This window comes from Pseudomonas sp. m6p, from assembly GCF_055760375.1.
On sequence record NZ_CM147084.1, the window covers coordinates 5,815,266 to 5,829,955 of the forward strand.

The 14,690-nt window shown below is 54.6% G+C and carries 16 protein-coding genes; 7 read left to right on the top strand and 9 right to left on the bottom strand.

Translation table 11 applies throughout. From position 1 onward, the window contains the following. Nucleotides 1-23: 23 nt before the first annotated feature. Nucleotides 24-2,117, bottom strand: a complete 2,094-nt coding sequence (locus ACYZUM_RS26575) for a heavy metal translocating P-type ATPase (protein WP_473061374.1) — start codon at nt 2,115-2,117, stop codon at nt 24-26. Between ACYZUM_RS26575 and ACYZUM_RS26580 the strand changes: the two genes are divergently transcribed. Then, on the top strand, nt 2,059-2,583 hold the full coding sequence (locus tag ACYZUM_RS26580) for a hypothetical protein (RefSeq protein WP_162184570.1): 525 nt from the start codon (nt 2,059-2,061) through the stop codon (nt 2,581-2,583). The genes ACYZUM_RS26575 and ACYZUM_RS26580 overlap by 59 nt on opposite strands. Before the next feature lie 81 nt (nt 2,584-2,664). Here ACYZUM_RS26580 and ACYZUM_RS26585 read toward each other — a convergent pair whose 3' ends face one another. Further along, a complete protein-coding gene (locus ACYZUM_RS26585) occupies nt 2,665-3,309 on the bottom strand; it encodes a DsbA family protein (RefSeq protein WP_042561909.1) in 645 nt (214 codons plus the stop codon). After that, entirely contained in the window at nt 3,306-3,746 is a 441-nt protein-coding gene (locus ACYZUM_RS26590; protein ID WP_047297380.1) for a disulfide bond formation protein B, read from the bottom strand. The genes ACYZUM_RS26585 and ACYZUM_RS26590 overlap by 4 nt, the downstream gene beginning before the upstream one ends. A gap of 95 nt (nt 3,747-3,841) precedes the next feature. On the opposite strand from ACYZUM_RS26590, the gene ACYZUM_RS26595 reads away from it, so the two are divergent. After that, entirely contained in the window at nt 3,842-4,249 is a 408-nt protein-coding gene (locus ACYZUM_RS26595; protein WP_042562261.1) for a MerR family transcriptional regulator, read from the top strand. A gap of 288 nt (nt 4,250-4,537) precedes the next feature. Here ACYZUM_RS26595 and ACYZUM_RS26600 read toward each other — a convergent pair whose 3' ends face one another. Then, entirely contained in the window at nt 4,538-5,170 is a 633-nt protein-coding gene (locus ACYZUM_RS26600) for an antitoxin Xre/MbcA/ParS toxin-binding domain-containing protein (RefSeq protein ID WP_080963325.1), read from the bottom strand. Between the two features lie 294 nt (nt 5,171-5,464). Here ACYZUM_RS26600 and tnpA point away from each other — a divergent pair, with 294 nt between their 5' ends. The 3 genes from tnpA (at nt 5,465) to tnpC (ending at nt 7,717) form a co-directional block, all read left to right on the top strand. Next, on the top strand, nt 5,465-5,797 hold the full coding sequence (tnpA, locus tag ACYZUM_RS26605; protein ID WP_108184288.1) for an IS66-like element accessory protein TnpA: 333 nt from the start codon (nt 5,465-5,467) through the stop codon (nt 5,795-5,797). Further along, nucleotides 5,794-6,129: an IS66 family insertion sequence element accessory protein TnpB gene (tnpB, locus tag ACYZUM_RS26610; RefSeq protein WP_042561913.1), complete on the top strand. Its 336-nt coding sequence runs from the start codon at nt 5,794-5,796 to the stop codon at nt 6,127-6,129. The genes tnpA and tnpB overlap by 4 nt, the downstream gene beginning before the upstream one ends. 61 nt (nt 6,130-6,190) lie before the next feature. Beyond that, on the top strand, nt 6,191-7,717 hold the full coding sequence (gene tnpC, locus ACYZUM_RS26615) for an IS66 family transposase (RefSeq protein ID WP_047297381.1): 1,527 nt from the start codon (nt 6,191-6,193) through the stop codon (nt 7,715-7,717). A gap of 25 nt (nt 7,718-7,742) precedes the next feature. Here the strand turns inward: tnpC and ACYZUM_RS26620 are convergent, their stop codons facing one another. Further along, nucleotides 7,743-8,705, bottom strand: a complete 963-nt coding sequence (locus ACYZUM_RS26620) for an arsenic resistance protein (protein ID WP_108184780.1) — start codon at nt 8,703-8,705, stop codon at nt 7,743-7,745. Nucleotides 8,706-8,796: 91 nt separating this feature from the next. On the opposite strand from ACYZUM_RS26620, the gene ACYZUM_RS26625 reads away from it, so the two are divergent. Together ACYZUM_RS26625 and ACYZUM_RS26630 are read left to right on the top strand one after the other, a co-directional pair. Next, entirely contained in the window at nt 8,797-9,231 is a 435-nt protein-coding gene (locus ACYZUM_RS26625; RefSeq protein ID WP_080896083.1) for a MerR family transcriptional regulator, read from the top strand. A 170-nt stretch (nt 9,232-9,401) separates the two neighbouring features. Then, nucleotides 9,402-9,950, top strand: a complete 549-nt coding sequence (locus ACYZUM_RS26630; protein ID WP_010565120.1) for a 3'-5' exonuclease — start codon at nt 9,402-9,404, stop codon at nt 9,948-9,950. A gap of 26 nt (nt 9,951-9,976) precedes the next feature. On the opposite strand, the gene ACYZUM_RS26635 is transcribed toward ACYZUM_RS26630, so the two are convergent. Genes ACYZUM_RS26635 through ACYZUM_RS26650 form a run of 4 tightly spaced genes read right to left on the bottom strand, consistent with a single transcriptional unit; the run spans nt 9,977 to nt 14,641 of the window. Beyond that, the gene (locus ACYZUM_RS26635) at nt 9,977-10,459 is read right to left on the bottom strand and encodes a Mov34/MPN/PAD-1 family protein (RefSeq protein WP_042556859.1); all 483 of its coding nucleotides are present in this window, start codon (nt 10,457-10,459) and stop codon (nt 9,977-9,979) included. Beyond that, the gene (locus ACYZUM_RS26640) at nt 10,456-12,240 is read right to left on the bottom strand and encodes a ThiF family adenylyltransferase (RefSeq protein WP_047297383.1); all 1,785 of its coding nucleotides are present in this window, start codon (nt 12,238-12,240) and stop codon (nt 10,456-10,458) included. The genes ACYZUM_RS26635 and ACYZUM_RS26640 overlap by 4 nt, the downstream gene beginning before the upstream one ends. Beyond that, nucleotides 12,224-13,474 (bottom strand): nucleotidyltransferase domain-containing protein, encoded by a 1,251-nt coding sequence (locus ACYZUM_RS26645; protein ID WP_047297384.1) that lies wholly within the window; start codon nt 13,472-13,474, stop codon nt 12,224-12,226. Before ACYZUM_RS26645 ends, ACYZUM_RS26640 begins: the two co-directional genes overlap by 17 nt. Further along, nucleotides 13,475-14,641: an SAVED domain-containing protein gene (locus ACYZUM_RS26650; protein ID WP_042556862.1), complete on the bottom strand. Its 1,167-nt coding sequence runs from the start codon at nt 14,639-14,641 to the stop codon at nt 13,475-13,477. Between the last annotated feature and the right edge of the window lie 49 nt (nt 14,642-14,690).

The window sequence follows — 14,690 nt, forward strand, 5'->3', positions numbered from 1 at the left end:
ATCTTTCATCCTCACCTCGCGATCTACTTCTTTAGCAATCGAAGTCCATTGAGCACGACAAGTATGCTCACTCCAACGTCTGCAAAAACAGCCATCCACATGGTGGCCAAACCCATGAGGGTGAACACAAGGAAAATGGCCTTAATACCTAAGGCGAACAAAATGTTTTGCTTAAGAATCACAGCTGTCTCGCGTGACAGGCGGACGAAGGCCGGAATCTTGCGCAGATCATCATCCATTAAAGCAACGTCAGCCGTTTCAATAGCGGTTCCCGTGCCAGCCGCGGCCATGGCGAATCCGATCTGAGACTTGGCCAATGCAGGTGCATCGTTTATCCCATCACCGACCATCCCCACCACGTGCTTACGGCCCTTCAATTGATCAATTACTGAAAGCTTGTCGCTGGGCAACAAGTTTCCCCGCGCCTCATCTATCCCAACTCGTTTGGCAATCGCATCAGCCGTGTACGAATTGTCGCCTGTAAGCATCATGGTCTTGATACCCAATGCATGCAGCTCCTTGATCGCTGTCTGGCTTGAGTCCTTTACGGTATCGGCTACAGCAAACAACGCAAAAACCTGACTGGCGCTGGTCAAGGCTACGACTGTTTTGCCTTGGCGCTCCAGGCTAGTCAGAGATTCGTCCAACTGCGAAGTACCGAGCCCCAACTCCTGGATCAGTCGGTGATTGCCCAGGTAGAAGAGCTGGCCTTCAATCATCCCCTTTACCCCGCGACCGGGAAGGGCCTCAAAACTCTCCACTTGCAGGAACGTTGATGCGTCCGAGCCTTCGTACTTGGCAATTGCCTGTGATACGGGGTGATCCGAGCGTGCACTGAGGCTGGCGGCAACAATCTGAGGATGTACCTCTGAGTCTTCGGCTACCGGAATGTAGTCTGTCTGAACCGGTTTCCCATGGGTAATGGTGCCGGTTTTATCGAGCGCGACGAAACTCAGCTTGGCGCCTATTTCCAGGTAGATGCCGCCTTTAACCAAAATGCCTTTGCGAGCCGCTACCGCCAGACCACTGACGATGGACACCGGAGTGGAAATGACCAGCGCACAAGGGCAAGCAACCACCAGAAGCACCAGTGCACGATAGATCCAGTCAGTCCACAATCCGCCCATAAACAGTGGTGGGAATACCGCAATCGCGACGGCGAAAAAGAACACCCCTGGCGTATAAATTTTGGCAAACTTATCAACGAACCGCTGGGTTGGAGCTCGCGAACTTTGGGCTTCTTCAACCGCGTGAATGATTCGAGCAAGGGTCGTATTGTTGGCCTCAGCTGTCACTCGATACTCGAAGGAGCCGGATTCGTTAATGGAGCCGGCATAGACAGGATCATCGACATCTTTTTCGATGGGCAAGCTCTCGCCCGTGATGGGCGCTTGGTTAACAGTAGAGTTACCAGAAGAGACTTTACCATCCAGGCCAATTCGTTCGCCGGGGCGGACACGAACCAAGGCCCCAATCTCGACCGTTTTTACATCGACTTCCAGCCAACTACCGTTGGGTTGGCGCACGGTAGCTCGTTCAGGGGTCAAGTCCATCAGCCCCTTGATCGCATTGCGCGCACGATCCAGCGATTTCGCTTCGACCATTTCCGCAACGGTGAAGAGAAACATGACCATCGCGGCTTCTGGCCACTGTCCGATCAACACCGCTCCGGTAACCGCGATGCTCATCAGCGCGTTGATGTTCAGGTTGAGGTGTTTGATCGAGATCAAACCCTTCTTGTAGGTCGTAGGCCCGCAGAGCACGATGGCGAACAAGGCTATGACCGCTATCACCCATTCAGGCGCGGAGTTAGTGAAGTGCAGGACTTCAGCACCCACGGCAGCGACACCGGAAAGCGCTAATGGCCACCATGTGCTCTTAGGTGATTCCGCCTGGGGAAGGACTTCTGGCGTATCTGCGCTGGTTGCATTGCCATTAGCCCTCAAAGGTTCGGCGTGCATGCCCAGCGATAGCACTGCTGCCTCGATACCCAAGGTGTCGGGTAGCTCGTGCCAGACAGCCATCGTGCGGTTCATCATGTTGAACTCGAGCTTTTGAATGCCGCTCATCTTCGCGAGCTTGTCCTCGATCATGGTCTGCTCGGAAGGACAGCACATCTGCCCAATCCTGAAACTGCTGAAACGAGTCGCTTCGTCGGTATTGGTGGGAGACACGTTTTCGATGCCGACTTTGGGACTACCCGCAGCAGATGGTGGGCAGCAAGCATCGATAAAAAGGTCATTATCAACCGTAGCAGCAGGCTGGCTCGGCTCGGCAAGGCTGTACAGGGCAGATGGCGGTGCTACGACAGCGCAGTTCGATTTACTGATATCGGAGCCGGGGGAGCAGCAACCCGCGCCCTTTACTGAAGAAGGCGCTGAGCTGACGTCCAAAGTTTTCGCGGAGCAGCAACTACTGTTGGACTGTGCTGTAGTTGTATTACACATAGTCGCGGCAGGTGCACAGCAGCCGGTCGGTGCTGCCGGGTCAAATACCTCAACGGCGGCGTCACTTTTCGGTGTTTGTTCATCACCGCAACAGCTTTTCATAAAGGCACTCTCCACAATTTATTGTGAAGAGTGAACACCCTATAGCCACTATAAGGTCAAGCGGATTGTCGAGCCCGGTGAGCTTTTTTCATTCCGCATTCCGCACGCGCCCTTATTAACGAGCTTGGTTGATTTCGCTCCAAATCAGATCGTAGAGCTGTTGAGCGCCGAAGTTAGTCAGGGGTTTACCGTTAACGAAAAATGTCGGTGTTCCCTTCACACCTACAGTTTTGGCATCAGCGGCATCTCTTTCTATCGTGGCGGTGATCTCCGGCGACATCATGTCCTCACGAGCCTTAGCCACGTCCAAGCCCGCTTGGGCCGCTACGTCCCAAGCTGCTGATGCTTTCGCATCGTCATGCCACTGCGGTTGAGCAGCGAGGACAGCTTCAAGTACCGGCACAAAAACACCCTGCTTACGTGAAGCCTCGAGCAGACGTATGGCTTCTTCAGACCCTACGTGAAGCTTCACATAGCGCAGCACTAAGCGAACATCGCCTGGGTGTTGTGACATCATCTTTTTGACGATGGGGTAGAAGGCACGGCAGCTTTCACAAGATGGATCGAAGAATTCTACGATTGTCACCGGGGCGTCGGCAGGGCCGAAGCTTGGTGAGTTAAACCGCACTAGCGCGCTGGTTTGCGGTACAGGTGCTGTAGCCTGGGGCACAGTGGCAGCACGATTGTAGAAAAATGCTGCGACGGCAAAGCCTACGATGGCTAGCACGCTGATGGAGAGGACGACGGCGCGTCTGCTCATACGGTAAATCTCCGACGGATAAGAACGAGAAAAATGATCAGCAGGCTGAACGCGCCCAGCGATAAAAGTGGCAGCGGAACACCACTGAGGATGGTCATGTCGGCACCGGAGCAGGAAGGGCCGGCCCCGCAAGGTTTGATGCTTTCAGGAATCAGTCCGAAATAAAGCAGGTTGTGATACAGAGCGATGAGCCAACCCATGACTGCTAATGGCAGTGCATAGCGCCAAACACCGGTGTCCGATAAACAGCAGGCGACGCCCAATACCAGGACGAGTGGAAACATGAAGGCTCGTTGAAACCAACAGAGCACACAGGGCAGTTGCCCCATGACTTCACCAACGAATAGCACGGCGATTGTTGATACCAGAGCAAGCAACCAGGCACAGAGCAACAGCGCCCAAGCTCCGGATTGATGTTGTTTTAAGGGGGCTTCCATAGGATTCAGTCCACTTTTCTATTGAGCGCACGCAGATTTGCTTATCGCCTAAGGCGCGTAGAATGAAGATTCTAGCAACTATAAGGTCAAGCGAAATGAGTTCGACCAAATACACAGTCGGTGATCTGGCGAAGGCGACTGATACCAAAGCGGTGACCATCCGCTATTACGAGCAGGTCGGCCTCCTGCCTTCTGCAGGGCGTTCAGCATCAGGCTATCGCTTCTACACCGACGAGGAGCGCGACCGTCTATTGTTCATCCGACGTAGCCGCACACTGGGCTTCAGCCTTGACGATGTTCGAGAGTTGCTGGGCTTTGCGGATAACCGCGACGCTTCCTGCGCCAGGGTGGACGCAAAAATCGAGGGGCAGTTAGAGCAGGTTCGAATGCGCATCCGAGACCTGCAAGGCTTGGAGGTGGAGTTGGAGCGTTTGATTGCTTGTTGCGAGGGCGGCGTGATCGAGCAGTGCCGTATTATCGAGTCGATGTCCAATCCCCGTTAAGGATGCTAACCGGCCACCCCACAATTTTGGCGGGAGTCCTGTTGAATGAACTGATCATTTATATCGACTATGTGGTGGTTTCGACTCCGTCTTGGCGGTATCAAGAGTCGCAGGTGCAATGACGTAACGCACGCCGTTGAGGGATGAACCAACGCTTGGGCTTTGATGCCTATACCGGCTAGAGCGTTTGCGTTGATCATAGTGATTGACTCTCAGATTCAGTGATAGTCATAGAAGTGGGCATGCTGCTGCCCGTTATTTCCGTCCACACTGTTAACTGTGGCAGGATTAAAATGACATGCCTTCAGACACCTGAATCAGCATTTCTTCAACTAGATGTGTGCCGTGAGACGTAGTGACCATTGCCAGTGGGCTTTTTCCCAAAAAACGGGCTTTGGGTTTGGAAAGCCATTGTTTGGCCTTCCCTTCGTCCCCGAACATGATCTCGGCCATGGCGGTAATGTGTGCGAACCGGAACAGGCGATCGCTCTCATCCGACGTTAAAAGCTGATCGCTTGCCAATTTTGTTTTGAGCGTTTTGGGGTGAATGATTATGTCGCGTTCTTGCGGATTTACGGTGCCATCAGCACAAAGCGATGAAATCAGGCCGGCCGAAAAGCCAGCTACTATCATGTCGTGAATGTCTTGATCCGAAGCGTTGGAAGGGATATGGAGATACGCAGCCAACCGCTTGCGGTAAGCATGATAGGCATCCTCACGCAGGACTCCAGCAAACATCGGCCGTACTGATATTGCACTGTTCATGGGCGTCAGCACTAATGTGCCATTCGCTATCGTTAGCTCTAAATGATCACCAACACCTAACCCCATTTGGTCAAGCAACTCTGGAGGTAGGTCAATGATGATGTCGCCAGTACCGTCCTCAGTATTCTGGCACTTGACTATCCAATGCTCGCTCATGATTGTCCGGCCCTCATCCGCGACTAGAGAATGACACACATCATTATGCTCGGGCGCAGAGCTGACCAAAGGAACGTGCACTCCTCCAGTAGACATGCACTGCCGCTGCTCGAACGCCGGATAGCGAGTGCAACAGCAAAAAATGGGGCAATGGCTTTGCCGCCTTTCCACCGTCACATGGTTACGAGCTTGGTAACCGTCCGGCCAAGTCATCTACCCAGCCCTGCAAAGCGAAGACATGGTGTGCACTTAAATTAAGTGGACACCAGTTCTAGCCTTTTAAGCGGGTATTTCATGCAGCCAACACGCCGTTCCTATTCCAAATCCTTTAAAGCCCAGATCATTCAAGAGTGCGCCCAACCAGGCGCTTCGGTTGCCAGCGTCGCGCTCGGTCATAGCCTCAACGCAAACCTCGTCCACAAATGGATTCGGCTGCAAGCGCAGAAAATCCCGGCGCCGCCACCTGCATTTATTCCGTTAGCCATGCCGCTGGCCGGGGCGAACTCCCATCCAGCATCATCGAATATCTGCGTTGAAATACAGCACCCGCGCGGCATCATCAAAGTGAACTGGCCCACTGAAAGTGCTGCCGCCTGCGCGGCTTTTCTTCGAGATATTCTGCGATGATTCGCATCGACTCTATCTGGCTCGCCACCGAACCGATGGACATGCGCGCAGGCACCGAAACGGCGCTAGCCAAGGTGATCGCGGTGTTCGGTGCGGCGCAGCCGCACTGCGCTTATCTGTTCGCCAACCGTCGCGCCAATCGCATGAAAGTGCTGGTGCATGACGGCTTCGGAATATGGCTGGCGGCGCGCCGGTTAAACCAAGGCAAGTTCCACTGGCCTGGCATTCGCCATGGTTCTGAGATGGAACTGGATGCCGAGCAACTTCAAGCATTGGTGCTGGGGCTGCCATGGCAACGCGCAGGTTCTGGAGGCTCGATCATACTGCTTTAACGGCTGCCATTAGCCTATCGGTCTATCGTCGCGAAACGCCTGCTCTGGCAAAGTCCGGCGTATGACTTCTTCGCCCAATCTCGACCAACTGTCTCCCACTCAACTGCGCGTCCTCGCAGCGCAGTTGCTCTCGCAAGTCGACACTATGGGCAAGAAAATCAACCGTGATCAAACAGTCATTGAGAAAGTGACCCATGAGATCGCCCAGCTCAAGCGTTTGAAGTTTGCCAAGCGCAGCGAGCAGATGAATCCTGAACAGGCCAGCCTGCTAGATGACCTGATCGATACTGATATCGCGGCGATTGAGGCCGAGCTTCAGGCGTTGCAAATAGCACCAACGGCGACCGAGGAAAAGCAAAAGCCCAAGCGCACGGCATTGCCGGCAGAATTTCCGCGAACGTTGATCCATCACGAACCGGACAACACTCACTGCCCATGCGGCTGCGCCCTCAAGCGCATAGGTGAGGACGTTAGCGAGAAGCTGGACTACACGCCCGGCGTGTTCACCGTCGAGCGCCATGTCCGTGGCAAGTGGGTCTGCGATAACTGCGAAACGCTGATCCAGGCACCGGTTCCGGCGCAGGTCATTGATAAGGGCATCCCGACTTCGGGCCTGCTCGCACAGGTCATGATCGCCAAGTTTGCTGACCATCTGCCGCTTTACCGTCAGGAATCGATCTTCGGTCGAGCGGGCCTGGCGATTCCACGTTCAACCTTGGCTCAATGGGTTGGCGTGACCGGAGTTCAGTTGCAGCCGCTGGTCGATGCGCTGCGCGAAGTAGTGCTTGGGCAACAAGTCATCCACGCAGATGAAACACCGGTGCAGATGCTCATGCCGGGAACAAAGAAAACCCATCGCTCCTATGTGTGGGCCTACGCTACCAGCCAGTTCTCGGATGTGGCAGCGGTGGTTTATGACTTCAGCTCCAGTCGCGCCGGAGAGCATGCTCGCAACTTCCTTCAGGACTGGAAGGGCAAGTTGGTCTGCGACGATTTTGGCGGCTACAAGGCCAGCTTTGAACTCGGCGTGACAGAGATCGGCTGCATGGCCCATACACGGCGCAAGTTCTTCGAACTGCACGCTACGAATAAAAGCACGCTCGCCGAGCAAGCCCTGCGCTATATCCAGTTGTTGTACGAAATCGAAAGAGAAGTCAGAGACCTGGAGCCGGATTTACGGCGCCGAATACGGCAAGAAAAAGCCGTACCGGTGATGGATAGGCTGCATGCCTGGATGATCGCGCAGCGTGATCTTGTGCCCGAAGGTTCGGCCATCAGCAGAGCACTCGATTACAGCCTTAAACGCTGGGCAGCGCTGTCGCGCTACCTCGATGACGGGGCGGTTCCCATTGATAATAATTGGGCGGAGAACCAGATCCGGCCATGGGCTCTTGGGCGCAAGAACTGGCTCTTCGCCGGGTCGCTACGCAGCGGAAAACGGGCTGCGGCGATCATGAGCTTGATCCAGTCAGCACGGCTGAATGGCCATGATCCGTACGCCTATCTAAAGGATGTTCTCATGCGCCTGCCGACGCAGCGCGCGAGTGAGATTAACAAGCTGCTGCCGCACATGTGGGCGCCTGTTTAATCGCGCAGGGTGTCTGCCCTGGCATCTACATTTTGCGCCACACCAAAGCAGGAATTGCTCGGATGTAAATTAGTTCGCTGACCAACTCAATCAGCGTTTGAGTAATGACTGCTGCCGCAGCGAGCCCTCTGATTTCCTCGGGCAAGGCCAATGCCAATGGCAGAACCACTAATGAGTTTCGTGTCGAACTGCTGAAAGCGACTGATCTTGCCGTGCTGGCCGGTAACTTAAACGCCCGAGCCACCAGCGCACCTACCACCGGTGCCAAGAGCGTGAAACCAATGTAGGCGGGAATAACAGGCAGCAGCTTGTCGATGTCTCTGACCACCGTTGAAATCTGAGCGCCGATCACTACGACCAATACAGCCGCCATAGCCGGTACAGGCATCCAGGCCCATGCGTTGTTCCAGCTTTCAACGATGCGTGATCTCTTTGCCCCGGCAGCTGTTGCTACCGCTAAGACCAAAGGCAAAGCGATCAGCATCACAAAGGCCTCAACAAATGGGCCTATAGAAATGACCACTGTTGAGTCGTTACCCAGCATGAAGGTCAGGTACACCGGCAGCAGCACAAGCTGCATCAAAAGAAGCAATGGGGTGGCCGCCAGAGTGAGTTTGGAGTCGCCTTTACCGATATGGGTAAAAACCACCACATAGTCGATACAAGGCGTCAGCAAGACCAACAGGGCACCCACCAAAATCGCCGGGTGATTGGTTATCCCCATCGTCAATGCCCAAACCAGCAAGGGGATGGCCACGAAGTTGGCTGTGAGCAGCGCTGCCATGAAACGCTTATTTGCGAGGCCATTACGGAGATCCAAGAACGGGATCTGTAGAAACATGGCGTACATCAGCACTGCGATGGTGGGTGTCACCGTCGACCCTAATGCTTCAGACGCATTGGGGGCGAGCAGGCCTCCGAGGGCCGCGACAATGACCGCGACGAAGTAAATGGGAATCTGGTTAGTCTCTAGCTGTTCTCTGTCCACAAAATGCCCTTCAAGCGCGTGAAATTATTTTCTGAAGACAGGTTAATATCTGTAGCTGCTACAGGTTCAAGAAAATGCTTGGGGAGTTTGCATGTCAGGAATCGGGGCGCTGTCGAAATCAACGGGTTGCCACATTGAAACGATTCGCTACTACGAGAAAATAGGCCTTTTACCTCCCGCCCTGCGGTCGACTGGGCGGCATCGAATCTATACTGAAAAGCATCGATCAAGACTCGTCTTCATCCGGCAGAATCGTGAATTGGGTTTCCCGCTCGAAGATATCCGAGAACTCATCGCGCTCGCAGCAGATGCTGATCGTCCGTGCGCTGACGCGCTTTCGGTGGTCAAGAAGCACCTAGCGGAAGTAGAGTCGAAGGTAGCAAAGCTTCAGCAAATCCGGGTAGAGCTGCTCTCAATGGCAGGTATGTGTGAGTCAACATGCCTAGGTTTGAACACTCCAGACTGCACGATTGTTGAGTCACTTTTTGAACCTGCTGCTGGGGTTCGCTCTGGTTGCTGCTCCTAGACGAGTCAAGAGCATAGGGGGAGCAAGCTGCCATCGAAACCGAATAGCGCGATAGCCTCGACAGGGTGTTTCGAGCGTCCGTCTACACCAAACGGGCTGGTACAAGATGTGTTCGGCAGACGCTTACCGAGCTTGAGCGTGATCTGGCAACTACACGAAAAGGATATGACATGAACCCTGATGAGCTTTATGTTTCCGTCGACGTCGAGACTTCTGGACCTATACCAGGCGAATACAGCCTGCTTTCCATTGGAGCTTGCCTTGTAGATCAACCTGCCACGTCCATCTATCTTGAACTACGACCTGACAGTCCAAAACACGACCCAGAAGCACTGGCAGTATCGGGGCTGAGTCTGGAGAAGCTGGAGCGCGAAGGACTCACTCCGCAACAGGCGATGCTGACATTTGGTGAATGGCTGAAATCATCCTGCCAAACGGGGCAGAAGGTCATTTTCGTAGGACTCAATGCACCGTTTGACTGGTCATTCGTCAACTACTACTTCCACAAATACTTGGAAACCAACCCCTTTGGTTTTACCGCTATCGACATGAAGGCCTACTTCATGGGAGCTGTAGGTTGCAGCTGGCAGGAAACAAAATCATCCAAGATGACCGCTGCGCTGAAGCCACTCAGCGAACCGAACCATAACGCATTGGATGATGCTCGCTTTCAGGCAGAGCTCTTCGCGCTAATGCTGGCGGGTAAGGGTAACCGCTGACGCCTCCCATGGCACTGACTTGAAGCTTATCTAAGCCAAGTTGCTTCAACATATCTGCCGCCCCTGAACGACCAAGCCTTGATGCCTTCTGGTTTTTCGGACTTGCCAACGATAACGGCTATTGGGTGCGGTAGATCCTGCGTGTAACGCGCAGCAAATCTGGAGAAACTTCCTATGTCTGCCGGAGAAATCACCGGAACAGATTGGGGATGCGTATGCCAATAGCCCACCAGACGTAACCCTTGTTCGTTGGCAGCTTGGATCTCCTGACGGCACCGCTCCGCATCCAACTCTAGCCAAGACCAGCCTGACCGATCGGCGCGATGAGGCAACGTGGCCAAGGCCAGCAGCAACCCTTTCGGATTAACCGGGTTGACGAATAACTGTCCCCCTCGCTCCACGCCAAAGAGGCCCTGCCGATGACTATCCAAGATGTCCGCGACAGCTTGCGACACCAATAGCTCGGAATCCACCTCCGCCCATCTCCAGCGCCAAGCGATATCCGTCATACCATTTCATCCTTATGTTCCGGCCATCCGCGCTCGAGTAGGAGTTGCTGCGCCCCCTCTGGAAGTTTGGGCCCATGGTATTGGCCTCCTAGGCTCGGCACATCTTCAGGCCTGTAGATACTGCTGACCCAAGATGCAGTGGTGATGTTGCAGGTCAATGCACGTAAAGCCGTGTGCGACACCATAGAGGCGATATTGGTCATCCCCAGCGATCCGCCTGGAATAAAGCTCTCCCCACAAGCGGGCAGTGGAACCACACCTCCTCCCGGCCACTCGGTAAACTTATGAAGAAAATCGCCGATGTCCGTGAATAAATGACGGCCATCAAAGGTACCGGCTGGTGCGAATAGCGCGTGGCCTACCTGGGTATACGGTTCGCTCCAGGCTTGTAAAAGTCCCCAAGAAACGCCGCTGGATTTGGCTCGCCATACAGTGACCTCCGACTGCCAGTCCGCTGTCGTAATCACCACAAGATCTGCGTTATCGAACACTTCTGGTTTGCTGCTCATAACTACTTCGGCGAAAGTCGAATAAGCGGTGCATTCTGTAGTCGGAAGATCTAACAGAATCTTGTCCCTCAACGCTGAGGCTTTCAGTCTCCCTAGGCTATCCGCTCCCAGAACGTGCCGCCCCAGATTGGCTGACACCAAAGTGTCAGGATCGATGAGGGTAAGGTGGCCGACACCGGATCGTGCCAATTGTATTGCCACCGCACTGCCTAATGAGCCAACGCCAACACAAACGACTCGAGCATTTTCAAGGTGCTGTGCAGTGCCACTTATATCGCGGGACAGAATGGACGCTCGATCAAGCACGTCCAGGGCAGTTGCGCGGACAAGTGCCGGAGGATGTGCATTTGCGATAGCTGGCCGCCGGCGCGCTGTACGCAAGCCGAATTTTGCCCCCCGCTCCTGCTGTACGCCGAGCGAGCGCACATTGAGACAATATGTTGGAGCACCTGCCCCTCCTGGAAGCTCCAGAACAATCCATCGACTCGCCAACGTTCCATGCAGCTCAAACCATGCCAGCAATTGCTCGGCATCGTCAGGTTGAAGGTGTGGCTTTAGCCACAGCAATAAATCTTCTGGATCCGGGGTGCGGATATCCGGATAAGTCTGAAGCTTGACGTAAAAACCGGGAGTTTCGGCCGCGCGAATGACAGCGGAGCGCCCGACAACCCGCCGGTAATGCCCTTTGAGTGCTGCTACATTCGATGCTAACCAAACCGTTTCCTGACCGGATGGCACAGCCCGGCGCGGATCGCTGAGCGCAAACAACTGCGAGGCAGTCTGAGGTCGATCCAACAGTAAGAGGTTCTGGAATGACTGACCGTGCTGAAACGACCAGTAGGTAGTGATCTCATTCTGAAATTCGATATCGCGCGTTGCCTGGCTTGATCCCATCTTGGACAACGAAACAATCTGGGCCAAGCGAGCAAGGCTGTCCTCTACCACGACCTCTGGGGAGCCCATGATGGGGCGTTCCTGAAAGCCATGAAGGCAAAGCCCCGACTTGGTGGCATGCGGCCAAACCAGCCATGGAGAGGGTTCGACGTTCAGCCGCAAGAGTCCACGGGGAAAGTTGGAGGGGAAACCAATACGCAGACGCCGCTCCTGCCCCGTGTAATCGATGGGCAAGGGGAAGTGAAAGCACGCCGCTTCGTCAGCCCGCATGGGTGCGAGCTGGAGCAATGCATCGGCTGCATCCTGACCTAGGGTATTTCGCAGCGCGGCGATTCCGCGCTGCAATGGCGTCTTAAGAGGATCAGCCAAGGCGTCCAACTGGCTTTACGCTCGACTGAGAGGTTCCGCCACCGCTGGCCCCTCCGAAGAGCGAACCCATCGAAGCAGAGTTTCGAGTAGTGCCATCCGGTCGGCCGGGCATAGTCCAATTCGCAGGGATCTCATTGTTCACTGCCGTAATGAATGCCGGTGCAATACCGAAATTCTTTTTCACTGCCTCGGCAAAGGAATCGTTGGATTCAAAACTTTCCAAACCCAATGAAACAGATGCACTGGCGTCCGCATGCCATTTGGCAAATGCTTGGCGATAGCCTTGCCCCTCGCCCGGTCGATTCCACTTCTCTGCAAAGTTTTCGCCGTTATCGGCAGGGTTGCAGACATAGCAGTCGCTACCTCTCTGCCCGATGTGCTGCGGCATCCTGCGAACGATTTCCAAAATTGCATCGAGCGGTGCCAGAGGCTTCGCCTGCGACTCCTTTACGACATCCAGGTATGCGTGCGTGGCCAGGGTGGTGATGACCGCAGATATTGGGCGAGTATCAGCGCTCCTTGTCTTAATGGCCCATTCATCGCGATGCCGCTTGAGCAGCTTAATGGTTGCACGCAGGGGATCTTGATCGATGTAATCCTGATAATGCGGCAAAGGATCTTGTGTCGCGGCATCAAGCATCCGCTGGCTTTTGGCAACTACCAAGCTTTCCAGAGAGATCTCTTGGGCAGAAGCAACCTGCAACCAATTCGAGTAAGGGATAGGGCTGCTTGCTTTCCACCCTGTGACCCGATCCGGAACCTCCAGCTTACCTTCGCCGTTTGCTTCGCCATTTCCGTTGATCGCGCGGGCAGGCGTGACATCGATGTGGAAACCTGGATTTTCGTCGGCATAAACGATCCGGATGCCACGACGTAATTGCTTAACTTCTTCTTGGACGCGGGAGCCTTCCCTAAAACGCTGCTCAATCGCTTCTAGAACTTCCTTCGCACTAGCGCCTTGAGCGTGAGGGAGCCAGATAATCGCGTCCGCATCAATGGTGTCCAGATCCGCAGGCGCGCCGGGGATTGGCTTGATGGTCGTTTTCAGCCGCATCGAGCCTTGCACAAAGATATGGGCCTCAGCGAGCAGCGGGTTGTCGGAAGCCGAGAGGATTTTTTCCAGTTGGGAGTAGCGGTCATTAATTTTTTCGTACTGCGCTTCCGACAGCGAGATTTCCCGCGCAGCGCGAAGCAGAAAATATTCCCAACTGCTGCGCTTGGTCTGTTCGTTGCTCAAAAGCATTTACCTAGCCTCCTGGGCCACCAAGCCCAATTGCAGTGTTTGCGTAAACCGATCTTGGTTTTCTTTGTCCCGATCGAAGATCAGGTATGTATGTTGATGCTGTGTTGTGAGCAACGCGCCAAACTCGATGGCCAATGCCGCAGGAATGGCGGCGAAGACGTGGATAGGGTCAGGAGTCAGAGCCTCAAGCTGGCTCAGTCGTATTTGAAGTGCGTCACGAAAGGCATGAATCACCCGACGGTTTTGTACCATCGCATAGCTTGGCTCTGGGATCGACAGCTCTGCAATACGTGCACCGGGCAGAGCTTCGGCCACGTCGCGAACTGGAACTTGCGCAGAAATGGAGAGCACAAGCGCCAGTGGCCCGTCGCCGTCGGGGGGAGGTGTAAACAAAAAAGCGGGCGGCTCAGCGGACTGATCTGGCCAGCGCAAAAGATGCTCGCGGTGAAAGGAGAAGATCAAGCGCTTGGAACGGTCGCCGATACTCTGGCCCAACATCATCAAAGCCGGAATGTCGGCCAAGCCGACTACTGCTAGCGCAGGCGAGTCGCCATAGGTGCCGCCGCGACGCTTGAGTTGCTGCTCCAGCTCATACTGGACGCTGTCTTTGACGTTCTGCCAATAGGTAGTGTCCCTGCCACGTGGTCCGGGCGCAGCGAAGGTGATTTTGATGCCTTGATCGAAGGCGGTTAATCCCTCGGCGGACATCGCAGTCAACAGATCGCGAACGGGGATATCGTTGATCGTCTGAAAATGCTGACTCTGGACGATGAGCGGAATGGCTCTGCCACCATCGGGGGTCGTTGCCGCGAGCCGGATGCGTTCCAGGTACGCTTGGTGTAAACCACTCAAATCATTTTCAGGATACCCATCTGCGTCACGATCAATTTTGTCATGACAACCTGGGCACAGGAGCATCAGATTAGCGGTATTGTTTGTGTGCGCCTCAGCATCATGATCCGCGCGTCCCCGAGGGCCTTTGGGACTGGCGGGCAGGATATGCGCCACTTCGCCCCATTTCATTGGCTTGCCGGCACGATAATCGAACGTCAGATCCGTGCCGCACAGTTCACAATGACCAGCGGTCTGTGTCCATACGATCCGCTTCGTCTCATCATTTGTGTTGAAGCGCCCGCTTGCGGGTTTAGCGTCTTCTTGTTCTGCCATTCCGACCTACCCCAGAGAAACATCCATGATTGAAAACGATGATGGCAAG